Origin of the sequence: Rhodococcus sp. SG20037, assembly GCF_031763325.1 — a bacterium.
In the GTDB taxonomy this organism is placed as follows: domain Bacteria; phylum Actinomycetota; class Actinomycetes; order Mycobacteriales; family Mycobacteriaceae; genus Rhodococcus_F; species Rhodococcus_F qingshengii.
In genome coordinates, this window is the sequence record NZ_CP134497.1 from 2,044,297 (window position 1) to 2,066,702 (window position 22,406).

At 60.2% G+C, this 22,406-nt stretch carries 31 protein-coding genes; 21 read left to right on the forward strand and 10 right to left on the reverse strand.

Going from position 1 to position 22,406, the window contains the following annotated elements:
* The first annotated feature begins 284 nt into the window (after positions 1-284).
* A complete protein-coding gene (locus tag RHP72_RS09375) occupies positions 285-1,148 on the forward strand; it encodes a glycosyltransferase family 2 protein (RefSeq protein ID WP_269614495.1) in 864 nt (287 codons plus the stop codon).
* A gap of 309 nt (positions 1,149-1,457) precedes the next feature.
* On the opposite strand, the gene RHP72_RS09380 is transcribed toward RHP72_RS09375, so the two are convergent.
* The 10 genes from RHP72_RS09380 to RHP72_RS09425 form a co-directional block, all read right to left on the reverse strand.
* Positions 1,458-2,378 carry a triacylglycerol lipase gene (locus RHP72_RS09380; protein WP_269614497.1) on the reverse strand — a complete coding sequence of 307 codons (921 nt, stop codon included), beginning with the start codon at positions 2,376-2,378 and terminating at the stop codon, positions 1,458-1,460.
* 96 nt (positions 2,379-2,474) lie between these two features.
* A complete protein-coding gene (locus RHP72_RS09385; protein ID WP_269614499.1) occupies positions 2,475-3,524 on the reverse strand; it encodes an alpha/beta hydrolase family protein in 1,050 nt (349 codons plus the stop codon).
* Positions 3,525-3,679: 155 nt separating this feature from the next.
* A complete protein-coding gene (locus RHP72_RS09390) occupies positions 3,680-4,540 on the reverse strand; it encodes an ABC transporter permease (protein WP_047270224.1) in 861 nt (286 codons plus the stop codon).
* Positions 4,537-5,400, reverse strand: a complete 864-nt coding sequence (locus RHP72_RS09395; protein ID WP_269614502.1) for an ABC transporter permease — start codon at positions 5,398-5,400, stop codon at positions 4,537-4,539. Before RHP72_RS09395 ends, RHP72_RS09390 begins: the two co-directional genes overlap by 4 nt.
* Positions 5,397-6,368: an ATP-binding cassette domain-containing protein gene (locus RHP72_RS09400; protein ID WP_042449854.1), complete on the reverse strand. Its 972-nt coding sequence runs from the start codon at positions 6,366-6,368 to the stop codon at positions 5,397-5,399. The genes RHP72_RS09395 and RHP72_RS09400 overlap by 4 nt, the downstream gene beginning before the upstream one ends.
* Before the next feature lie 702 nt (positions 6,369-7,070).
* Positions 7,071-8,021, reverse strand: a complete 951-nt coding sequence (locus RHP72_RS09405; protein ID WP_269614505.1) for a diiron oxygenase — start codon at positions 8,019-8,021, stop codon at positions 7,071-7,073.
* A 6-nt stretch (positions 8,022-8,027) separates the two neighbouring features.
* Positions 8,028-8,927 (reverse strand): prephenate dehydrogenase dimerization domain-containing protein, encoded by a 900-nt coding sequence (locus RHP72_RS09410; RefSeq protein WP_311094602.1) that lies wholly within the window; start codon positions 8,925-8,927, stop codon positions 8,028-8,030.
* Positions 8,928-8,935: 8 nt separating this feature from the next.
* On the reverse strand, positions 8,936-11,020 hold the full coding sequence (gene pabB, locus RHP72_RS09415; protein WP_065455190.1) for an aminodeoxychorismate synthase component I: 2,085 nt from the start codon (positions 11,018-11,020) through the stop codon (positions 8,936-8,938).
* Positions 11,017-11,541, reverse strand: coding sequence for a chorismate mutase family protein (locus RHP72_RS09420; protein ID WP_065455189.1), 525 nt, complete (start codon positions 11,539-11,541; stop codon positions 11,017-11,019). Before RHP72_RS09420 ends, pabB begins: the two co-directional genes overlap by 4 nt.
* Positions 11,542-11,626: 85 nt before the next feature.
* Positions 11,627-12,103 (reverse strand): hotdog fold domain-containing protein, encoded by a 477-nt coding sequence (locus tag RHP72_RS09425; RefSeq protein ID WP_003940943.1) that lies wholly within the window; start codon positions 12,101-12,103, stop codon positions 11,627-11,629.
* Positions 12,104-12,655: 552 nt separating this feature from the next.
* On the opposite strand from RHP72_RS09425, the gene rpsJ reads away from it, so the two are divergent.
* From rpsJ to rpmD, 20 genes are all read left to right on the forward strand, one after another.
* Positions 12,656-12,961: a 30S ribosomal protein S10 gene (gene rpsJ, locus RHP72_RS09430; protein WP_003938093.1), complete on the forward strand. Its 306-nt coding sequence runs from the start codon at positions 12,656-12,658 to the stop codon at positions 12,959-12,961.
* Positions 12,962-12,978: 17 nt separating this feature from the next.
* Positions 12,979-13,635: a 50S ribosomal protein L3 gene (gene rplC / locus RHP72_RS09435; RefSeq protein ID WP_003940826.1), complete on the forward strand. Its 657-nt coding sequence runs from the start codon at positions 12,979-12,981 to the stop codon at positions 13,633-13,635.
* Positions 13,632-14,306 (forward strand): 50S ribosomal protein L4, encoded by a 675-nt coding sequence (gene rplD / locus RHP72_RS09440; protein ID WP_003940723.1) that lies wholly within the window; start codon positions 13,632-13,634, stop codon positions 14,304-14,306. Before rplC ends, rplD begins: the two co-directional genes overlap by 4 nt.
* The gene (gene rplW / locus RHP72_RS09445) at positions 14,303-14,608 is read left to right on the forward strand and encodes a 50S ribosomal protein L23 (protein WP_003940990.1); all 306 of its coding nucleotides are present in this window, start codon (positions 14,303-14,305) and stop codon (positions 14,606-14,608) included. The genes rplD and rplW overlap by 4 nt, the downstream gene beginning before the upstream one ends.
* 39 nt (positions 14,609-14,647) lie before the next feature.
* The gene (gene rplB / locus RHP72_RS09450; RefSeq protein ID WP_003940895.1) at positions 14,648-15,484 is read left to right on the forward strand and encodes a 50S ribosomal protein L2; all 837 of its coding nucleotides are present in this window, start codon (positions 14,648-14,650) and stop codon (positions 15,482-15,484) included.
* A 13-nt stretch (positions 15,485-15,497) separates the two neighbouring features.
* Positions 15,498-15,779 carry a 30S ribosomal protein S19 gene (gene rpsS, locus RHP72_RS09455; RefSeq protein WP_003940820.1) on the forward strand — a complete coding sequence of 94 codons (282 nt, stop codon included), beginning with the start codon at positions 15,498-15,500 and terminating at the stop codon, positions 15,777-15,779.
* Positions 15,776-16,180 (forward strand): 50S ribosomal protein L22, encoded by a 405-nt coding sequence (rplV, locus tag RHP72_RS09460; protein WP_003940717.1) that lies wholly within the window; start codon positions 15,776-15,778, stop codon positions 16,178-16,180. The genes rpsS and rplV overlap by 4 nt, the downstream gene beginning before the upstream one ends.
* Positions 16,180-16,986, forward strand: coding sequence for a 30S ribosomal protein S3 (gene rpsC / locus RHP72_RS09465; RefSeq protein WP_003941003.1), 807 nt, complete (start codon positions 16,180-16,182; stop codon positions 16,984-16,986). Before rplV ends, rpsC begins: the two co-directional genes overlap by 1 nt.
* Positions 16,987-16,989: 3 nt before the next feature.
* Complete coding sequence (gene rplP, locus RHP72_RS09470) at positions 16,990-17,406, forward strand: 50S ribosomal protein L16 (protein ID WP_003940899.1); 417 nt, start codon at positions 16,990-16,992, stop codon at positions 17,404-17,406.
* Complete coding sequence (gene rpmC, locus RHP72_RS09475; protein WP_003940734.1) at positions 17,406-17,642, forward strand: 50S ribosomal protein L29; 237 nt, start codon at positions 17,406-17,408, stop codon at positions 17,640-17,642. Before rplP ends, rpmC begins: the two co-directional genes overlap by 1 nt.
* Positions 17,639-17,920, forward strand: coding sequence for a 30S ribosomal protein S17 (gene rpsQ / locus RHP72_RS09480; protein WP_003941020.1), 282 nt, complete (start codon positions 17,639-17,641; stop codon positions 17,918-17,920). Before rpmC ends, rpsQ begins: the two co-directional genes overlap by 4 nt.
* A 346-nt stretch (positions 17,921-18,266) precedes the next feature.
* Positions 18,267-18,635, forward strand: coding sequence for a 50S ribosomal protein L14 (gene rplN, locus RHP72_RS09485; protein ID WP_003940951.1), 369 nt, complete (start codon positions 18,267-18,269; stop codon positions 18,633-18,635).
* Positions 18,635-18,952 carry a 50S ribosomal protein L24 gene (rplX, locus tag RHP72_RS09490; RefSeq protein ID WP_003941019.1) on the forward strand — a complete coding sequence of 106 codons (318 nt, stop codon included), beginning with the start codon at positions 18,635-18,637 and terminating at the stop codon, positions 18,950-18,952. The genes rplN and rplX overlap by 1 nt, the downstream gene beginning before the upstream one ends.
* A 1-nt stretch (position 18,953) precedes the next feature.
* Positions 18,954-19,520, forward strand: coding sequence for a 50S ribosomal protein L5 (rplE, locus tag RHP72_RS09495; RefSeq protein ID WP_003940924.1), 567 nt, complete (start codon positions 18,954-18,956; stop codon positions 19,518-19,520).
* 4 nt (positions 19,521-19,524) lie between these two features.
* Positions 19,525-19,710: a type Z 30S ribosomal protein S14 gene (locus RHP72_RS09500; RefSeq protein ID WP_003940698.1), complete on the forward strand. Its 186-nt coding sequence runs from the start codon at positions 19,525-19,527 to the stop codon at positions 19,708-19,710.
* A gap of 452 nt (positions 19,711-20,162) precedes the next feature.
* On the forward strand, positions 20,163-20,561 hold the full coding sequence (gene rpsH, locus RHP72_RS09505) for a 30S ribosomal protein S8 (RefSeq protein ID WP_003940873.1): 399 nt from the start codon (positions 20,163-20,165) through the stop codon (positions 20,559-20,561).
* Positions 20,562-20,575: 14 nt separating this feature from the next.
* Positions 20,576-21,115, forward strand: coding sequence for a 50S ribosomal protein L6 (rplF, locus tag RHP72_RS09510; RefSeq protein ID WP_003940970.1), 540 nt, complete (start codon positions 20,576-20,578; stop codon positions 21,113-21,115).
* A gap of 1 nt (position 21,116) precedes the next feature.
* Entirely contained in the window at positions 21,117-21,524 is a 408-nt protein-coding gene (gene rplR / locus RHP72_RS09515) for a 50S ribosomal protein L18 (protein WP_003940996.1), read from the forward strand.
* Between the two features lie 31 nt (positions 21,525-21,555).
* Positions 21,556-22,227 carry a 30S ribosomal protein S5 gene (gene rpsE, locus RHP72_RS09520; protein ID WP_003940718.1) on the forward strand — a complete coding sequence of 224 codons (672 nt, stop codon included), beginning with the start codon at positions 21,556-21,558 and terminating at the stop codon, positions 22,225-22,227.
* The gene (rpmD, locus tag RHP72_RS09525) at positions 22,227-22,406 is read left to right on the forward strand and encodes a 50S ribosomal protein L30 (protein WP_003940751.1); all 180 of its coding nucleotides are present in this window, start codon (positions 22,227-22,229) and stop codon (positions 22,404-22,406) included. Before rpsE ends, rpmD begins: the two co-directional genes overlap by 1 nt.

Sequence of the window (22,406 nt, forward strand, 5' to 3'; positions counted from 1 at the left end):
AGAGGATTAGGCGTGCAGAGGGGCGAAGCCCGATTTGACCTGATCCTCCCGGCGCGTGATTACACGTCACGAGGGTGCACACTCTTTTTGGCCCAAATAAGCGACGTCGAAATCACATGCTTGAAATTACCGCGATGATCACGCGGTTTGCACGGCCGAATAAGGAGCGGGGTTATCGCCGATCCAGCGAAGGTGGAACGGGCGATCCGGTCTCTTGTCAATGTAAAGTTCGGCCAAGGGTCGACATCCCGGTGCAACTGGTCTCGATGGGGTAGTCTACCGGAATGCCAGAGCAAACTCTCTCAGTGGTTATACCCGTTTACAATGAAGAAAAATATCTCAAGCGGTGTATCGACGCCCTGCTGAAGCAAATCGATTTTATAACGGAGATTGTTGTTGTGGATAACAATTCAAATGACTCTTCTGTGTCGATCTTGAAAGAATATTCTGAAAGGTTCGACAAAGTGAAATTTATTTCGGAGAGCGTTCCTGGGGTGGTGCACGCACGCAATGCCGGTTTTGATTCAACAAAGTCTTCATTAATTGGTCGGATTGATGCCGATACCGTCGTTTCTGACGGTTGGGCCAAGTGTGTAATAGATTTCTTTACGTACCGCGATGATATCTCGGGTGCGACAGGACTTTCTTATCTGTACGAAACGCCAATTTCAAACTATCGAACTCGGTCGCTTGATCGACAGGTGGAGCGCGGAAAAATTAGGGATGCCCGGCCCCTTCCCATGTTGCAGGGAAATAATATGGCGATTCGTAGAGACGCTTGGGATTCAGTGAGGGACGTTGTCAGTGTGTCGGATACAATTCACGAAGACATTGATCTTACTATGTGTTTCATTGAAAAGAATTTAGCGATAGTGCAATTATTGGGAATGCGGGCGGAAATATCGGGCCGCCGAGGATGGACATCACCGTTAGAATATGCTCGCTATATTGGTGCTTCGCGTAGGACTTATGCTCGACATGGTATCAAGAATCCACTGTTGACTGCCCTGCTGGGAATTAACATATTGATGCATATTGTCCTGTGGCCTTTTCATTTGGCGTACGATCCAATTAGGGAGCATATGTCCGTAAGGAATCTCTTACAGTCTAGGAGTACGCGAGCTTTGCCTTTTTCCTCAGACAGATGACTCAAATAAGTACTGTGACGTGATAGGTCGCTATGGTCAGCGGGGATAGTGCGACTTGCTGGCCGAATTATTGGTTCTTGTGAGCGAAGTCTCGAAGGCGATTTCGGGTTGCGGACCTGCAAAAGTTGACTGCATCTGGGTTTAGTATGGGCATGCCGCTCTGTTTTCGGAGCGGCAGCCTTGATGAGTGCAGTCGGGAGCCACCTCGAAAACGGTGTTCATCAGACGTTGTTAGCGCGTTCCCATATCTCGGTTGCTAGTCTGTGCTGTTCTGACAATCATGGAGAAGGGGTCTAACACCGATCGTCACTAATTGCATTGGTTGATTACAAACTGTCGATCCAGCGCAAACTTGACCAGATCGAGCGTGTGGTTGTCTCGAACGAGGTCTCCGTGGCTGGTTGTGTTCCCAGGGCAATTGTCTTGAACCCAAACATTATCGACTAACGATCCGGGTCCTTGCGTCAGAAAGGTGGCTTCCGGGGGGGTCGAAATCTCGTCGTACGCGGATGCGATGACAGTGTATCTGACACTCGGCTGAGTCTCAGATCCGGAGTTGAGACTGGTCAAGAATTGTGCGCCATTCAGTTGCTGAACTCCGGCCGGCCCCCAGATGGCCTGGACTAACAGGTCGCCTGGAAGGCCCATCGCAGACAAGGATCGCGCATTCGCCTGGAGTCCTCCGAACGTGGTCCCGTGATTTGTCGCGCCGAGAGTGACAACGGTGTGAACAATGTTTGCAGATGGGTCTGACGCATCTGCCCCACCATCAAACTTCAAATATTGACGGGCCACCACTCCGCCTTGTGAATGACCGACGAGGTCAACTTGACTGGCGCCGGTATGTGATTGCACGGATGCAACAAATGACGCCAATTCACGACTTGAATTGGAAATATCTCGGATCCCCCAGTGCACGACATTCGGATTGAGAATCTCTTGAGCACCACCGTAATTCAGAGCAAAAACACAGTAGCCAAGGTCCGCGAGCTGAGGGGACAAGACATTCCAGGTGTCGGTCATGCTCATGCCAGTTCCATGGACAAGGACCACCGGGCGGGGATGTTCTGGCGTCGGCTTGCAACTCCAGTCGTTCGCACCAGCGGGCGACGCTCCCATCTCGGCGAACCCGGGCGACGGCTCCGGTTCGGCGATCACATGCGATGGTAGGCAAACCAGCAGTACGGCCGCGACGAGTGAGGGAACTAGGACGCGGCGCAGTTGTTTCATCTGTTTTCTCGATGTCTTCTCGGTGCACGATTACGCGTTAACGAATGGATCCGCCGGCGCGGTGGCCGCGTTTTGATACGCGACCACCGCTCGTTATTAAATGCCCAGCGACTGCGCGATGAACGGCCAGGACTTGTGCAGATCATCCTGCCAATAGCCCCACGAGTGCGTACCGACTGGGCGGAAGTCGACCACTGCGGGGATCTTCAAGTCGAAGAGTCGCTTTGCCATGTTCGAGGTGCAGAGATTCGTTGCCAGCTCGATCGGACTTCCGACGACGATCTGATCGAACATTGCAGCGCGGCCGTCCTGAATACGTGGATTCGCTGGTGTGTCGTTGGGGAAGCCTGGCAGCCCGCTCCCGGTGCTCATGTAAATCTGAGTCCCCCGAAGCTTCTCTGCATTAACCAGTGGGTCATGTTCTCGCCAGCCGTCGCTGTCGAACGGACCCCACATGTTCTGGATGTCATCAACCCCGCCGATCCACTCAGTGGTAGTCCTGACGAACTGCTGTCCGAGGGGATCGCTGGTTTGCGCACAGCCGCTGTACGCCGCAACCGACTTGTAGAAACCCGGGTACTCGATGGCCAAATTGAGAACTGAGGTACCTGACATCGAGATCGCTGCCAAAGATTGGTCCCCGTTGCTGCCGAGTTGTTTGTTGAGCAGCGGTGGGAGTTCCTTGCCAAGGAAGGTACTCCACATGTTCTTGCCGAGTTTGGGGTCTTCTTTCTCCCAATCGGTGTAGTACGACAACCGGCCGCCAACAGGCGTTGCAACATTGACATTCTTGTCCTGGAAGAAGTCGACGACGTCAGTCTGGTACTCCCACGTTGCCGAGTCTTCGCCGCCGCCCGCGCCGTTGAGGAGATACAAGATAGGGCGTGGCACGGAGTTGTCCGCAGGCGTGATGACCTGAATCGGAACCGTGCGATCCATGGACGCTGCGTATACGTTGACGATCTGCTGGCGTTCGTTGATTTTTTCGACCGATTCGATATACGAACCGTCCGCGCTTGTCTCAGACGAGTCGCCATCCTGCTGGTGAGCAGGAGTCCCTGCGCTCGCAATTCCGACTGGAATCAGCGCACAGGCCATGGTGAGGGCGGCAACTTCAGTTACACGCCGCCACACGGATTGATTCATTCGCGTCAAGTTATTTCCCTCTCGTTGCATGGTCGCATTCGGCGCAATTGCGGCCAGCGTTTGACGTGGTTCTCAGACTGCTAAGTCGGTTCTTCGAACGCCATCGTTACGATCGGCAGTTCCGCCAAACCTGGTCGCCGCTGAATTCCAGGTCCTCACGCGGTTTCTGCTGCTCGTCGGAATCCCCTAATCGCCGGGAGAATGAACACTGCCACCATCCCCAGTGACCAGATCAGTGTCTTGATCATAGGCTCGGCCACCGGTCCTCCTAACGACAAACCCTTCATCGCGTCGATCGCCACAGACATGGGTTGTTCAGCGACAATGGGCTGTAGCCACTTCGGATAGGCGATGACGGGTACGAATCCCGAATTGAAAAACATCAACAGAGTGCATGAAATTGAAACAATCTCGACAAGTGGCAGATTCGCGGAGACTGTTGCGAGTGCAGTCACCATCATTGCGAAACCAACACCAAACACAATGGGTAGAGCCAGGAGTGCCACAGCCGCGAGAGGGCCTTGGTTAAATCTGAAGCCAAGGGCGTATCCGACGGCGAGGATGACGATTGATGTGACGAGGACGCGGACAGCTTCAGCAATCATGCGTCCGACAAGACCTGAGGCGCGGTGTGCGGGTAGCGTCCAGAACCGGCTGAGCAGTCCGGATGCCTGTTCGCCTTTAAGTCCCACAGCGCTAGCGATCGATCCGAACATCGCGCCGACGAGAATGATCAGCGGCACGGTTCCGAATATGCTTGATTGCCCGGTTGCTGCGGAAATCGAATTGCCCAACACCACCCGGAACATCAAGAGCATGAACGCCGGATACACGAGGGCCTGAATGGTTGTCGAAGGGTCACGCATCCACGTGATCAGCAGTCGTTTGGCCTGAATCCAACTGTGCACGACAAGCGCATTGAGTGAATTCTCCGGCAACGCTTTATCTGGGTATGGGAAGTTGAACCCCTCAGCAGGGCGGACAACTGCCATGAAACGATCAGTCGGCTCGCTCATGATCGCCTCAAACTTGCCCAGAAGGCGAGCGGTGCAAATACCGCAATCAACCCGATTGTCCACGCCACCACTGGGAACAGCACGTTCCAACTTACACCGCCTTGCGCGAGATCACGCATGGCGAATGAGAACTGGGATACTGGTTGATTTCGAACGAATGGGCGGATCCATTCGGGAAAGCCAGTTTCGGGCGCAAATCCGCATGACAGCATCCCGAGGATAAGTTGCGGCAACGTGAGCGCCTGGCTTGTCGCTTGAGGGCTCTTCGACAGCGAGCCGATTGCGTCGCCAGCGAAGGATAGACATGTACTGAAGGCAAGGGCAATCGCGCAGAACAGAGCAGCCTGAGCCAATCCGGCCGAGAATCGGAATCCAATTAAGTGCCCGAAGGTCAACGCCGCGGCAAGGGCAACCGTGGATCGCACAAACCCACTGGATTGGCGGGACAGTAAAGGAACCGGCCCGAACACAGGCATGGTCTTCATTCGGTTGCTGAAACCTGTGATTGTTTCAGTCGAAGCCATTTGGGCAGCGGAGATCGACGTGAAAGCCATGGCTTGCAGCACGATGATGGGCATCAGAAACTGGGCGTAGTTGATGCCCTGAAGTTGCATGACGAACTTCAGTGGGAGGTAGAAGCCGATCGTGAAAATAAGCGGCGCGATGACCGCTATCAACAATTCGTAGCGCTTGAGCATCGATTTGACGGTTCGGGCCGTCAGGACCCACCACTGATTGATCGCCGACGGGTGGGGACGGCGATGCTTTCCGACGCTCAAGGCTTCGGGAACCGCAATCTTACTGAGGGATCCCGCTCGAACAGCGACCTGATCGACCCCGTACTTGGTTGTCGTGGTCACTTTGTCTCACTTACGTGTTGCTCACCTGTAAGTGAGAGGAAGACATCGTCGAGTGACGGGCGGCGAAGCGCGATGTCAGCAAGCGGTATTCGTGCGTGGTCCAAACGGCGTAATGCTTCTGAGAGCGTTCCGGCTCCAACAGGGGCAGGTATGGCGATTCGGCCACTCTCCTGCGCCAGGTCGAATCTGAAGTCGGGGGGGACGAGATTTCCGAGAGCGTGGACCGCATGAGCCAATTGCTGGAGGTCCGAAGGGACGATCTCACAGAAGCTAGCTCCAGTTCGAGCCTTCAGTTCATCGGCCGTTCCCTCGGCGATGACCGCACCTTTGTCGATGACAATGATGTTGTCGCTGAGTAGATCCGCTTCCTCGAGGTACTGAGTTGTCAGGAGCACCGTGATGCCCTGTTCCTTCAGAGATTGGACCAACGACCAGACACTCTGTCGGCTTCGCGGATCCAGACCAGTTGTCGGTTCGTCGAGGAAGACAACCTCGGGACGTACGACTAGACCGCATGCGATGTCGATTCGTCGCCGCATGCCACCCGAATAGTTTCGTACGACGCGCGATCCGGCCTCGACGAGATCGAACTGCGAGAGAAGATCGGCGGCACGGACCTTCGCCGACATCCTGTCGAGCCCCATCAAGCGACCGAACAGTTCGATGTTCTCGCGCCCTGTCAGCGAATCGTCGAGAGCTGCAAACTGCCCCGTCATCATGATGGAGCGTCGAACTTCGGGTGCGTTTCGCACTACGTCGTAGCCTGCAACGGTCGCGCGCCCGCTGGTTGGGCGGATGAGTGTTGAAAGCACCTTCACCGTGGTGGTTTTGCCTGCGCCGTTCGGGCCCAGGATACCGAGCACAGTGCCTCGCGGGGCGACGAAGTTGATCCCCCGCAGCGCGTGCACGTTCTTGAAAGACTTATGTACGTCCTCCACTAGTACTGCTGCGTCCGTGGAAAAGGGCATCAACACTCCGCTGTCTGCATGGGTCGGAACGGGCACGCGCTCCCGACGGGCGCACAGATGCCTTCTGTCTCATATCTGCGTTCTCCGGTCAGATGTTACCGGAGGGGTTCGCCGGAACTTCGGTCGTCGGGCTCAGTCGCATGTGGGAAACGTGTCTGCCAGCGACTCTGCAGGCGTCGCCCACCCTGAAATTCACCTTGTGTCAAAAGTCACATACGCGTGATCCGGCTGACTTCTAACATCTTCGATCACGTTGCCAGGCGATAGGGTTGGTATTAGCTCAGGTAGTTCTTCTCGACTGTGAATGGGTGGCTTTGCCCGGTTTGCGGGTTAACCCTCTTCATTTCCGCTTTTCCAGCGGGCCAGGGGTTCGAGAAATCGCGGTTGGCAATCCACGATTTCATCGACAGATGGTGAACTCGACACGGTCGGTTGTAGCTCTTGCACATAACGTGCGAGCACTGTGCGATTTGCATTGAAACATTGTTAGCGTAGGGGACGCCGTCGGTGAAATTATAGTCGTGGACATTAATTTCCGGCGTCGGTCATTCCAGAATGTGATGCTTCAATGCGGCACGTAGGCAATTATCGGTTGAATCCACGCGGGCATAATGGTGAGGCTCGGGTGGGCTGAGGGTGCACTGGTTCTTTCGTCGTCACGAAGATTTCTTCGGAATACTGCATGACCTAGGTTGTGAAATTCTAAGTGAGCCCCGATCGAGGTGCAATCTTTCCGTACAGGGCTTGAATCCCACTGTAATCCTGTAGGAATAGTGAATTTTCTGTCGCAGATTCGACGTCGTCGAGCATCTTCTGTCCGCCGGGTATGGCTTCGATCTCCATGATTGCTCGCCACGCGCCGAAGTCGGTCCCGCTGAAAGCGCGCATGGCGCCCTCGAAGCCTTCCAACAGATAGCTGCGATCTCCACGATCCAGGGAATCCCAGACCAGCACCGCCAGTTCCCCGGCAATCGAGGCATGGCAGTACTCGTCGCGAGCGTGCAACCGGATTGTCGCGCGGTTGATCGACTGAACGCCCGGATCGTCCGAGATCAGGTCGAGGTATGCGGTGATCGACACCTCGGCGACGGTCATGAACGCCAACTGTGTCAGGGCAATCTTGCGAGGCCCCTCGGCTGCGTCGAGAGCTTGCGCCCGCGTGCGGACCGTCAGGACGTCTGGCAGTGCCTTCGCCGGCAGCCCCCAGCCCCTGCCTCGACGGGTCGCTGAACTGGCATTGAAGTGCATGAGCGTGTGATATTGCTCGTCGACCATCGCCTGATTGACCGCCACTGCAGCCCAATCTCCGAGACCGACGCCGAGTCGGTCTTCGGCGAGAACGTCGAAGCCGGGATTGACGACGTACTTCTCGATGTCCATGACGTTCTTGTTGAACGCGATCCATGCCCAGGCTTGCAGGCGTTGCTTCTGCTCGGGGCTCAATGCCAGGTAGGTCGGATGCTCCGCGAACGGGAGAAGTGCTTCGGGGTAGTCGGACAGCGACGAATCGAAGAGATCGTCCAGTTCCGGTTCCGCCTTCTTCACGGTTGCCCGGCGCGCCCAATTGCTCGCAAGGCGGCGGACGATTGCACTCTCGACCGGATCGGAGGCGTCGTACTCCGGGAGGCTGGGCGGACTCACTCCAGGTCTCATCGTGCCCTACTCTCTGTGCCCTTCGGCGATCTCTCCGTGCCCTTCGGAAATGCGATCGAACAAGCTCTGGCACTCCGCGTTCAATTCGCCTGAGCGATTGTCGAGCGCTGCGTCGGCGGTTTTCATCAGCGTCGTGAAGTCGCCGAGGGTCTCGGCCGCCCTGTCCACCTGTGCGGTGGCATCGAACAGTGCTTTTCGTGTCGCACCTGCGTACGGATTGCCCGCTTGTACGTCCCAGTACACCTCCGGTTCGCCGCCGGCTACACGCGCCAGGAGCGCGAGCAAGGCCCGATGCGGGGGAGGGGCGACCGCGAGGAGTTCGTCCGCGGAAACTCCGAGTTCGGCCAGGGCAACGCCGAAAGCCAGCACCGACGCGTGTGTCAGAACCTGGGTGGCCGCAGCCAACCGGTCGTGACGATCGGCGTCCATCACCGCGACCGACGCGCCCCACGAGCGCACGACGTCGAGGAATCTGTCGGACTGCGGACCGCCGACGTACGGCACTGCGATGACGGCCCGACCGCGCGGCCCGAGCGACGGACGGAACATGGGGTTGAGTCCGAGGAACTCCCCTTCTCGGCCGGCGTCGGCGATTGCTGCGTCCATCCGCGATTTGACCGACAGCGTGTCCACAACGAGAGCGCCGGATGTCCGAAGGCTCGGTAGTGCGGCTAGAGCGACCTGTTCGGGAACCGCGAGCACGATGATGCGCGAGGACTCCACGTGCGCGAGGACTTGCTCACTGGGTTTCGTGATGTCTCCGACGACTACATCTCCGTCGGGATCGCTGCCTGCTGGGTCGACGACGGTGACGGTCGACCCCCCGGCGCGAAGCAGTTCGACGAACATGGATCCGACGGCACCCAGCCCGCCGACAACCGTCGCTGTGCCTGATGCCGCCGTCATGGCTGGATCTACCCGCCGTACTCGAGGACCCGCGAGGACACCGCATCGAGCGCACGGAGCAGCGTGGACGCCTTGACCGTGGTCTCGTCGAATTCTTCTTCCGGATCGGACAACGCTGTGATGGCACCGCCGATTCCGAAGGTCACGCCGCTCTCGGTGCAGACCAGCGACCGGATCACGATCGAGAGGTCCGCGGCGCCACCGAGCGCGAAGTACCCGATCGATCCCGAGTAGACCCCACGTGGGCCGGATTCGAGACGGTCGATGATCTCCATCGTCCGTACCTTCGGGGCGCCGGTCATCGATCCACCGGGGAACGCGGCACGCACACAGTCCACCGCCGACGACCCCGGACTCAGGTGTCCGCGCACCGTCGACACCATTTGGTGAACGGACGAGTACGACTCGATCGCGAACAGCCTCGGAACGTGGACACTTCCCGGAACGCAGACCTTGGTGAGGTCGTTGCGGGTGAGGTCCACGATCATCAGGTTCTCGGCGCGGTCCTTCTCGCTGTCGAGCAGGTCCTGCCGTAGGGCAGCATCACGCGCTCGGGTGACGCCGCGCGGGCGGGTCCCTTTGATCGGCTTGGACTCGACGTTGCCGGCCGAGTCGACACGAAGGAACCGCTCAGGCGAGGCCGAGACCACCGAGATGCCGGTGAAGTCGAGAAGTGCGCTGTACGGCGTCGGATTGATCGAGCGCAGATACTCGAACGCCTGCTGTGCATCGATCGTCTCGTCGACGCTCGCCATGTTGGTCAGACACACCTCGTAGGACTCACCCGCCCGGATCTCCGAGAGGGCCGTTCCGATCAACGACAGGTACTGATCGCGATCATGCCGAAGCCGAGCCTGCGTCCAGACGGTGTCGCTGATCAGCGGAACGGGGGTGCGTTCCGGAAGGTCCGCGCCGATCCGCGCCAAGGTGTCGACGGTCGATTCGAGCCAATCGTCATAGCCGGCGTCCCGGACTTTCTCGCGCAATCTCAAAACGTGAGTGCGGCCCGCGGTGTGATCGATGACGACGGCGCGATCGGCAAACACCAGAGCGGCATCAGGAGTGGGTGCCGGATGGACTGCCCTTCCTCCGGTCTGTGCTTTCAGTTCGTAGCCGAGGTAGCCCACGTAGCCGAGGTTGAAGTCGAGTTCCGGATGTGAGGGCACGAAGCGTGTCGCGAGTTGTGCGTCCAAGTAATCGAAGAATGGAACTCGAATGTGCTCGTCGGACAAGCCTTTTCGGCTGACAGTCAGTACCTCGGCTTGCACGTCGTACGTGATGAACTCGGCCAGCGGCCCCGACGAATCGCCGAGAATCGAAAAGCGCGCACTCGGCTCTGCGGTTGCCGCGCGGTCCAGCCAGAACGCGTTCGGGCCGTCGGCGAACAGTGCTGCATAGGCCGCCGACGGGTCCACTGCAAAATCGAGAGTCACGTCGTCGACGTCGTAGTTGATCGCCGGCCGCAGGTCGGGTGTTTGCGGAACAGGTTCGGGTCGGATCACCGAATCCAGAGTGCGTCCGACGGACAGATCGCGGAAGTTCGCGAGCAAATCTATGCCGAACTCGGTGCTGATGGACTCCGGATGGAACTGAACTCCCCACATCGGCTTGGTCCGGTGCCGGACACCCATGAGCAGACCGTCGGACGTCCACGCGGTACGAACGAAGGCGTTCGGCAGATTCTCGACGGTCAACGAGTGGTAGCGAACAGCTCGGAACGGCGACGGAAGTCCGGCAAAGATGCCCGAGCCGTCGTGATCGATCAGCGAAATTCGGCCGTGCATCGGTACGGGCGCAACCACCACGTCCGCGCCGAACAACTCGCACAGGCCCTGGTGGCCGAGACAGACACCGAGAAGTGGGAGAGGCGCTTCTTCGATGAAACGGCGGCTGATTCCGAAATCACGGTCGCGATCCGGCCGGCCGGGACCTGGGGAGATGACCACGTTGTCGTATGACGCGAGATCGAGGGAATCCCAATCCGCGTCGTTGCGGACCACGGTCGGCACAACCCCGTTGACCTCGGTCAACAGGGTGAACAGGTTGTAGGTGAACGAGTCGTAATTGTCCACCAGAAGGGTGCGGGAACTCATGTCGATGATCCTGATCTCGGTCCGACGGATTCCCGAACAGTGTCCTCCTCCTCAACAGGTGCGTTGATCACCAGGTCTTCGAGTCGACAGGTCTCGGCAATCATCAGCTCGTACAGGGCGTTGAAGAAGTCTGGGGAGAGGTCGTGTCTACGAGCGAATTCACGCGCCCGCTCCTGCACGAGGCGGACGCGGCCGGGTTGCATCATCGGAACCTCGCGGGAGCGCTTCCACTCGCCGATGCGCAGGCAGAGTTCCAGCCGCTGCCGCACCGTCTCGAGAAGTAGAGCGTCGATGGCGTCGAGGTCGCGCCGGAAGCTGTTCAATCCCTCGGCCTCGTCCGGATACGACGAGGTCTGCGTGCCTGCTTCGGAACTCGTTGTGGTCAAGAACTCTTCCACGAGGCCTCCCGGTGCTCGGCGTGACGCGAGGTCGACAATGTGGTGCCCGGAACGCAACCCACCTCCGGACACCGGCACCCCGACCGACCATCGCCGTTCGGGGAGGTGTTCCACGATCGTCATTCGCCGAAACCTGCGGTGGTGCCTAATTCTGCGAAACCTGTTTGGCGGGCGAATCAGGTTGCGATGCAGGCGGGTTCGTGAGTGCCTACTTGGGGGAGACCCAGGTGGTGATTTCGGCGTGGACTACTTCCTTGCCGCCCCGGTCGAAGATCGAGATGGGAACGAGAAGTTCCGTGCCACTCTCGATCGCCGCGAAGTCCGGCAAAGTCTCGAGTCGGGCGACCGCCCGCAGGCCGGTCTCGGCCTTGGCGAGGTAGTCGACCTTCATCGACTTGGGGATCCAGCGGTGCGAGTTCGGAACCGTCGCTTCGCTCAGCATGCCCATCGCGACCTCCGCGAGGTTGCAGGCAGCGATCGCGTGAAAAGTGCCGAGATGGTTGTGGACGCCCCACCATTTGGGGGAGCGGACCTCGCAGAGCCCTGGTTCCAACTTGGTCACCCGGGGGAGAACAGAGGCGAAATAGGGCACGCGAATGGACATCGCCGCCGAGAAAACTGCATGTCCGAGGGCGTTGTCCGGCAATTTCTGCCATCCGCGATAGGTAGGGCTGGAGGTAGTCATAGGCGTATCTTACTTCTGAGTAAGGTTGTTGTCGCGCAGCTCACTCGGAAAAGGCAGTTTGGGGGAGTTGAGGATTTGGGCCAGGTACGGCATACTGGTCGGGTTGCCTTGTCCGGGACGCGGTCGATTGCGGCCGTGATCGGGTAAGGGTAAGACGTCACAGACGATAGATCGCAGATCCCGTCAGGGTAATCGGGTCAACGACTGTGACCATGCAAGACGAGAAGTAATGCAGGACGGAAGCAGTACCTACTTTGTGTTCGACATCGAACACGTCCGGTACGCATCACGCGCCAGATAATCGAAAGATTGTCCGGCGCAGGATGAGTGAGAAGGCGACACGCCCGACCGCGTGTACCGGAGAACAATGACAAACGAACAGCGGCAGCAGATCCTGATCTCGATCCGAATCTCGGTACTCCCGAGAACTTGGACTTGGTCCCGATCGCTTCAGTGTTCGTCGTGTCATCGTCCAGGCAAGGACTGTGCAGACGAGGTAGCTCGAGCCTGACCAGGCGGGCTACGAAACGCGGCAAGAAAAGGACACTAAGCGTGGCGGGACAAAAGATCCGCATCAGGCTCAAGGCCTACGACCACGAGGCGATCGACGCGTCAGCGCGCAAGATCGTCGAGACGGTAACCCGTACGGGTGCCCGCGTCGTTGGACCTGTGCCGTTGCCGACCGAGAAGAACGTATATTGCGTCATCCGCTCGCCGCACAAGTACAAGGACTCGCGCGAGCACTTCGAGATGCGTACTCACAAGCGGCTGATCGACATTCTCGACCCGACGCCGAAGACGGTTGACGCGCTCATGCGCATCGACCTTCCGGCCAGTGTCGACGTGAACATTCAGTGACGGCGGAGACAAAAACAATGACTGATACCAAGATCAAGGGAATCCTGGGCACCAAGCTCGGCATGACCCAGGTCTTCGACGAGAACAACCGGGTTGTCCCGGTCACCGTCGTGAAGGCTGGGCCGAACGTCGTAACCCAGATCCGTACCGAAGAGCGTGACGGCTACAGCGCCGTTCAGCTCGCGTTCGGCGCCATCGACCCGCGCAAGGTGAACAAGCCGACTTCCGGTCAGTTCACCAAGGCTGGTGTGACCCCGCGTCGCCACGTAGTGGAGCTCCGCGTTGCGGACACCTCCGACTACGAGGTCGGCCAGGAGCTCACCGCCGAGGTCTTCGAGGACGGCGCATACGTCGACGTCACCGGAACCAGCAAGGGCAAGGGCTTCGCCGGAACCATGAAGCGTCACGGCTTCAAGGGACAGGGCGCGTCGCACGGTACCCAGGCTGTTCACCGCCGCCCGGGCTCCATCGGTGGCTGTGCAACTCCCGGCCGCGTGTTCAAGGGCATGCGCATGTCCGGACGCATGGGTAGCGACCGCATCACGACGCAGAACCTCTCGGTCCACAAGGTGGATGCAGAGAACGGCCTGCTGCTGATCAAGGGTGCGATCCCCGGCCGCAAGGGCGGCCTCGTGATCGTCAAGAGTGCAGTGAAGGGTGGTGCACGGGCATGACCAGCACCGAGACCAAGTTGACCCTGGACGTCAAGGTCGCCGGCGGCAAGACCAACGGCACCGTCGATCTCCCCGCTGAGATCTTCGACGCTCCGGCCAACATCGCGCTTCTCCATCAGGTTGTCGTCGCGCAGCTCGCAGCTGCTCGTCAGGGAACCCACTCCACCAAGACCCGCGGCGACGTCCGCGGCGGTGGCAAGAAGCCGTACCGCCAGAAGGGCACCGGCCGCGCACGCCAGGGCTCGACTCGCGCACCGCAGTTCGTCGGCGGCGGAACCGTTCACGGCCCGCAGCCGCGTGACTACAGCCAGCGCACCCCCAAGAAGATGAAGGCAGCCGCTCTTCGCGGAGCCCTCTCTGACCGCGCACGCAACGAGCGCATCCACGTCATCACCGAACTGGTTGCAGGGCAGACGCCTTCGACCAAGGGCGCAATCGCGTTCCTCGGCGAGATTTCGGATCGCAAGAAGCTGCTGCTCGTCGTGGGTCGCCAGGATGTAGCCGCTTGGAAGAGCGTGCAGAACCTGGAAGGCGTGCATCCCATTGCACCCGACCAGCTCAACACCTACGACGTGCTCAATGCAGACGATGTCGTGTTCAGCGTCGAGGCACTCAACGCGTTCATCCACGGGCCCGCAGAGAGCGCTCAGAACAAGGAGGACGCCAAGTGAGCACCATCGCTGACCCCCGCGACATCCTGCTCGCTCCGGTCATCTCCGAGAAGTCCTACGGACTGATCGAGGAAGGCACCTACACCTTCCTGGTGCACCCGGACTCGAACAAGACGCAGATCAAGATTGCCGTCGAGAAGGTCTTCGGCGTCAAGGTGACCAGCGTCAACACCGCCAACCGTCAGGGCAAGCGTAAGCGGACCCGATTCGGTTACGGCAAGCGCAAGGACACCAAGCGCGCGCTCGTGACCCTGTCCGCTGACAGCAAGCCCATCGAGATCTTCGGAGGACCGGTCGCGTAAGCGCCGGGACTTGACGAGACATAGAGGACGAGAAGACTCATGGCAATCCGTAAGTACAAGCCGACAACACCGGGCCGTCGTGGCTCGAGCGTCTCGGACTTCGCCGAGATCACTCGGTCGACCCCCGAGAAGTCGCTGGTTCGCCCGCTGCACGGTCGCGGTGGACGTAACGCACACGGTCGTATCACCACCCGTCACAAGGGTGGCGGACACAAGCGTGCATACCGACTGATCGATTTCCGTCGCAACGACAAGGACGGCATCCCGGCAAAGGTCGCTCACATCGAGTACGACCCCAACCGCACAGCAAACATCGCACTCCTGCATTACGCAGACGGTGAGAAGCGCTACATCATCGCCCCCAAGGGCCTGGTGCAGGGTTCACCGGTCGAGTCCGGTGCAGGCGCCGACATCAAGCCGGGCAACAACCTGCCGCTGCGCAACATCCCGACTGGTACCACCATCCACGGTGTGGAACTGCGTCCCGGCGGCGGAGCCAAGATGGCTCGTTCCGCAGGCGCCAGTATCCAGCTCCTCGGTAAGGAAGGCAGCTACGCCACGCTGCGTATGCCTTCCGGTGAAATCCGTCGCGTCGACGTGCGCTGCCGCGCATCCGTCGGCGAGGTCGGCAACGCCGAGCAGTCGAACATCAACTGGGGCAAGGCCGGCCGTATGCGTTGGAAGGGCAAGCGCCCGACCGTTCGTGGTGTCGTGATGAACCCGGTCGACCACCCGCACGGTGGCGGCGAGGGCAAGACCTCAGGTGGACGCCACCCGGTCAGCCCGTGGGGTAAGCCTGAAGGCCGTACCCGCAAGAACAAGGCAAGCGACAAGATGATCGTCCGTCGCCGCCGCACCGGCAAGAACAAGCGCTAGGAGGGAGTGAAGGATGCCACGCAGCCTTAAGAAGGGCCCGTTCGTCGATGACCACCTCCTCGCGAAGGTGGATGTACAGAACGAAAAGGGAACCAAGCAGGTCATCAAGACCTGGTCCCGTCGTTCGACAATCATCCCGGACTTCATCGGCCACACGTTTGCAGTTCACGACGGCCGCAAGCACGTCCCCGTGTTCGTTTCCGACTCCATGGTCGGACACAAGCTCGGAGAGTTTGCACCGACCCGCACGTTCAAGGGTCACATCAAGGATGATCGGAAGGCGAAGAGGCGATGAGCAACACCGAAACCGCCAACCCGACTGCCAAGGCTGTAGCGAAGCACGTTCGCGTTACGCCGATGAAGGCACGTCGAGTTGTGGACCTGGTCCGCGGGCGCTCGGTTGAAGACGCCCTGAACATCCTGAAGTTCGCGCCGCAGGCAGCGAGCGAGCCGGTCGCCAAGGTGATCGCCTCCGCAGCAGCCAACGCCGAGAACAACCTCGACCTCGACCCCAGCACGCTTGTCGTTGCTACGGCGTTCGTGGACGAGGGCGCGACCCTCAAGCGGTTCCAGCCGCGTGCACAGGGACGTGCGTTCCGTATTCGCAAGCGCACCAGTCACATCACCGTGATCGTGGAGAGCCTGCCGAAGACCGGAACATCGACCCGTAATCGCCGGAAGGGAAGTGCTCAGTAGTGGGCCAGAAAATCAACCCGCACGGCTTCCGTCTCGGCATCACCACCGACTGGAAGTCTCGCTGGTACGCAGACAAGCAGTACGCGGAGTACGTCAAGGAAGACGTCGCGATCCGTAAGCTCCTCGCCACCGGCATGGAGCGCGCAGGAATCGCGAAGGTCGAAATCGAGCGCACCCGTGACCGTGTTCGCGTGGACATCCACACTGCACGTCCGGGCATCGTCATCGGCCGCCGCGGCGCCGAAGCCGATCGCATCCGCTCCGAGCTCGAGAAGCTGACCGGCAAGCAGGTTCAGCTGAACATCCTCGAGGTCAAGAACGCAGAAGCTGAAGCACAGCTCGTCGCACAGGGTGTGGCCGAGCAGCTCTCGAACCGCGTTGCCTTCCGTCGTGCAATGCGCAAGGCCATCCAGTCGGCCATGCGTCAGCCCAACGTCAAGGGAATCCGCGTTCAGTGCTCCGGTCGTCTCGGCGGCGCCGAGATGTCCCGGTCGGAGTTCTACCGCGAAGGCCGTGTGCCGCTGCACACGCTTCGTGCGGACATCGACTACGGCCTCTACGAGGCCAAGACCACCTTCGGTCGCATCGGCGTCAAGGTCTGGATCTACAAGGGCGACATCGTCGGTGGCAAGCGTGAGCTCGCCGCCAACACGGCCGCACCGGCCGGGGATCGCCCGCGTCGTGAGCGTCCGAGCCGTCCGCGTCGTTCCGGTGCCACCGGTACCACTGCGACCAGCACCGAGGCCGGCCGCGCAGCGACCGCAACCGCCGATGCTCCCGCAACTGAACAGAATCAGGAGGGCTGACGCATGTTGATCCCACGGCGGGTCAAGCACCGCAAGCAGCACCACCCGAGCCGTTCGGGTGCCGCCAAGGGCGGTACCCAGGTGACCTTCGGTGACTACGGCATCCAGGCTCTCGAGCCTGCCTACATCACCAACCGGCAGATCGAGTCCGCTCGTATCGCCATGACTCGGCACATCAAGCGTGGCGGCAAGATCTGGATCAACATCTTCCCGGATCGCCCCCTCACGAAGAAGCCGGCCGAAACCCGAATGGGTTCCGGTAAGGGTTCGCCCGAGTGGTGGATTGCCAACGTCAAGCCCGGACGCGTTCTGTTCGAGATGACATACCCCAACGAGGAGATTGCTCGTGAGGCCCTGCGCCGCGCGATGCACAAGCTCCCGTGCAAGTGCCGGATCGTGACCAGAGAGGAGCAGTTCTGATGGCTACTGGAACCCCAGCAGCAGAGCTCCGCGAGCTCAGTGAAGACGAGCTGGTCACCCGGCTCCGTGAGTCGAAGGAAGAGCTTTTCAACCTTCGTTTCCAGATGGCTACCGGCCAGATGGACAACAACCGACGACTGCGCACCGTTCGTCACGAGATCGCGCGCATCTACACCGTCCTGCGTGAGCGTGAGCTCGGACTCGCTGTGGGTCCGGATGCAGGTGACGCGGCATGAGTGAGGAAAAAGCAGTGAGCACAGAAGAGCGCGCGAGCCGTAAGGTCCGTGTCGGATACGTCGTGTCCGACAAGATGGAAAAGACGATCGTGGTCGAGCTCGAAGACCGCGTCAAGCACAAGCTCTACGGCAAGATCATCCGCCGTACGACCAAGGTGAAGGCGCACGACGAGAACGGCGTTGCCGGCGTCGGCGACCGCGTTCAGCTGATGGAAACCCGTCCGCTGTCCGCGACTAAGCACTGGCGTCTGGTCGAGGTCCTCGAAAAGGCCAAGTAAGCCTGATCGAATCCTCGAGCTGATCGAGTATCACCGAATGGCCCGCTTCCCCTTGGGGGAGTGGGCCATTCGGCTTTCCGGGGGCTTTCGGGGCTTTCCGGGCGAAGGGTTCGAGTTGCGTCGAGTACGGCTGATTTGGTATTCGGTGAACCCTTCCCTACAATAGAACGGTTGCCTGTGGCAGAGGTGTGTCTTCACGTGCGCAGCTCGAACGGTGCTTGCAGTGATCGTCTCCCGACGTCAGTCGGTGGGACTGCAGCTCAGACACGACGCAGGTGGCAACAATGACCGCGCGCACCGGGTCGGTAATCCGTTGCGCACGAAATTCCAGGTCTAGGGAGATCAAGTGATTCAGCAGGAGTCGCGAGTTCGCGTCGCTGATAACACGGGTGCCAAGGAAATCCTTTGCATCCGCGTTCTCGGCGGTTCGTCACGTCGCTACGCCGGGATCGGTGACGTCATCGTCGCCACCGTCAAGGACGCAATCCCCGGTGGAAACATCAAGAAGGGTGAGGTCGTCAAGGCCGTCATCGTTCGCACGACCAAGGAGCGCCGTCGTCCGGACGGTTCCTACATCAAGTTCGACGAGAACGCTGCAGTGCTCATCAAGGCTGACAGTGATCCCCGTGGAACCCGCATCTTCGGACCCGTCGGCCGTGAGCTGCGCGAGAAGAAGTTCATGAAGATCGTTTCGCTTGCCCCGGAGGTGCTGTGATGAAGGTGCACAAGGGTGACACCGTTCTGGTCATCGCCGGCAAGGACAAGGGCGCGAAGGGCAAGGTCATTCAGGCCTACCCCGCGACCGACAAGGTCCTCGTCGAAGGCGTGAACCGAATCAAGAAGCACACCGCGGTTTCCGCGAACGAGCGCGGAGCATCCTCCGGCGGCATCGTCACGCAGGAAGCCCCGATCCACGTTTCCAACGTTGCAGTCGTCGACTCGGACGGAAACCCCACCCGCGTGGGCTACCGCACCGACGAAGAGTCCGGCAAGCGCGTTCGGATTTCCCGGAAGAACGGGAAGGACATCTGACATGACCTCCACCGAAAACAAGGTCCAGCCGCGCCTCAAGGCACGCTACCGCGCTGAGATCAAGGACGCGCTCAACAGCGAGTTCGACTACTCGAACGTCATGCAGATCCCCGGCGTCGTCAAGGTTGTCGTCAACATGGGCGTCGGCGACGCCGCCCGTGACGCCAAGCTGATCAACGGCGCTGTCCATGACCTGTCGCTGATCACGGGCCAGAAGCCCGAGATCCGCAAGGCACGTAAGTCCATCGCGCAGTTCAAGCTCCGCGAAGGTATGCCCATCGGTGCACGCGTCACCCTCCGTGGTGACCGCATGTGGGAGTTCCTGGACCGCCTCGTGTCTGTCGCTCTGCCCCGTATCCGCGACTTCCGTGGTCTCTCGGGCAACCAGTTCGACGGCAACGGCAACTACACGTTCGGCCTCAACGAGCAGTCGATGTTCCACGAGATCGACGTGGACAAGATCGATCGCCCCCGCGGCATGGACATCACCGTCGTGACCACCGCAACCAACAACGAAGAAGGCCGTGCACTGCTCAAGCACCTCGGCTTCCCGTTCAAGGAGAACTGAGCGCATGGCTAAGAAGGCATTGGTCAACAAGGCCAACAAGAAGCCCAAGTTCGCGGTTCGCGCCTACACCCGCTGCCAGCGGTGCGGTCGCCCGCACTCGGTGTTCCGCAAGTTCGGCTTGTGCCGTATCTGCGTTCGCGAGATGGCTCACGCCGGCGAGCTTCCCGGAGTTCGCAAGAGCTCTTGGTGATCTGAGGCCCTCGGGCTTCGTCATACCACGCATGTGAATGGGCGTGGGTTCCTTTGGAACCCACGCCCATTCGTGGTTTCCATCAAGATGTGTGTCGAGTCGATCCTGAAAAGAACTGTCCCGCTGCGACTCTGGTTGAAAGCGATCATCGTTCGTCGGTGTCGTTCTTCGGTGCCGAACGAGCAGTTCAGATTTCGGGGTGCGTCGATACCGTCTCGATCAGCGACCTTCGGGTGGCGGTGGGGGAGGCGACATGGGATCCCGGTGGACACCCGCGCCAAAGTTCCCTACACTAGAGCGGTTGCCGTGGCTGACGCATGCGTTCAGCTCGGTGCGGTAACTTACGCCGTCTGACACAAGTCGGACGGCCCAGCCGAATTGCTGGAGGCCCACGATCGGATTCGTCCGGTGTTGCATGGGAACCACAGCGAGAAAGGTGTCGAGGTCGACCTATGACCATGACTGACCCCATCGCAGACTTCTTGACGCGTCTGCGCAACGCCAACACGGCGTACCACGATGAGGTGAAGCTTCCCCACTCGAAGATCAAGGCGAACATCGCCGAGATCCTCAAGCGCGAGGGCTACATCTCCGATTTCCGTACCGAAGACGCAGAGGTCGGCAAGACCCTCATCGTCGATCTGAAGTACGGTCCCAGCCGCGAGCGTAGCCTCGCCGGCGTGCGTCGCGTTTCCAAGCCCGGTCTCCGGGTTTACGCGAAGTCCACCAACCTGCCCAAGGTCCTCGGAGGCCTCGGCGTGGCCATCATCTCCACGTCGTCCGGTCTGCTCACCGATCGCCAGGCGGCCAATCAAGGAGTAGGCGGGGAAGTCCTCGCCTACGTCTGGTAAGGGAGGCCACCACAATGTCGCGTATTGGAAAGATTCCGGTCACCGTCCCCGCGGGCGTTGACGTCACGATCAGCGGCCAGGATGTCACCGTCAAGGGTCCCAAGGGCACCCTCGCGCTGACCATCTCCGAGCCCATCGCAATCGAAAAGGCAGAGGACGGCTCGCTGAGCGTCACGCGCCCCGACGACGAGCGTCGTAGCCGCGCGCTGCACGGTCTGTCGCGGACCCTGGTTGCGAACATCATCACCGGTGTCACCGAGGGTTACACGAAGAAGATGGAGATCCACGGTGTTGGTTACCGTGTGGCACTGAAGGGCAAGGACCTCGAGTTCGCGCTCGGCTTCAGCCACCCGGTGCCGATCGAGGCTCCTGAAGGCATCACCTTCGTCGTCGAGTCGCCCACCCGGTTCTCGGTGTCCGGCATCGACAAGCAGAAGGTCGGGCAGATCTCGGCCAACATCCGTCGTCTCCGTCGTCCGGACCCGTACAAGGGTAAGGGCGTGCGTTACGAGGGTGAGCAGATCCGCCGCAAGGTCGGAAAGACGGGTAAGTGATATGAGCCAGACTGCAAACCAGAAAGCCAAGCGGATTCCGCTGGGCAAGGATGCGTCCACCAAGCGTCGTCTCTCGAAGACGCGTCGTCACTTCCGTCTCCGCAAGAAGGTCTCCGGCACGCCCGAGCGTCCCCGCTTGGTCGTCAACCGGTCCTCGCGCCACATCCACGTCCAGCTCGTGGACGACCTGGCCGGCCACACCCTGGCCTCCGCGTCGACCATCGAAGCAGACGTGCGCGTGGCAGAAGGCGACAAGAAGGCTGCGAGCGCGAAGGTCGGTCAGCTGATCGCCGAGCGCGCCAAGGCTGCCGGCGTGGAAGCAGTTGTCTTCGACCACGGCGGACACGGCTACCACGGTCGCATCGCGGCCCTGGCAGACGCGGCTCGCGAAGGCGGGTTGAAGTTCTGATGACCAACATTTTCAACGGAAGGACAGCCTGATGCCGGGACGTCAAAGGCGTGACGGCGGAAGCGGACCCGCCGGACAGAATGGCCCCAACAGCGGTGACAACAGCAACGCTCGTGGGGACAACCGTGGTGGCGGCCGTGACCGTCGCGACGGTGGCCGTGGCGGAAACGCTGCGGAGAAGTCACAGTTCATCGAGCGCGTTGTCACGATCAACCGCGTTTCCAAGGTCGTCAAGGGTGGTCGTCGCTTCAGCTTCACCGCTCTGGTGATCGTCGGAGACGGCAACGGACTGGTCGGCGTCGGCTACGGAAAGGCCAAGGAAGTTCCCGCGGCCATCCAGAAGGGTGTCGAGGAGGCTCGCAAGAGCTTCTTCCGCGTCCCGATGATCGCCAACACCATCACTCACCCCGTTCAGGGTGAGGCTGCTGCCGGCATCGTCATGCTTCGCCCGGCAAGCCCCGGTACCGGTGTTATCGCCGGTGGCGCTGTGCGCGCCGTGCTGGAGTGCGCTGGTATCGCGGACATCCTGTCGAAGTCGCTCGGTAGCGACAACGCCATCAACGTCGTGCATGCGACCGTTGCTGCGCTCAAGGGTCTGCAGCGTCCCGAGGAAGTTGCGGCTCGCCGCGGCCTCACCCTCGAAGAGGTTGCACCCGCCGGCATGCTTCGCGCTCGCGCACAGGCTGCTGGGAGTGTGAAGTAATGGCAGATCTCAAGGTCACTCAGATCAAGAGCATCATCGGGACCAAGCAGAACCAGAAGGATTCTCTGCGCACGCTGGGTCTCAAGGGCATCCGTCAGACCGTTGTTCGTGAGGACAACGCACAGAACCGCGGTCTGATCAACGTGGTGCGCCACCTCGTAACAGTTGAGGAGGTCTAA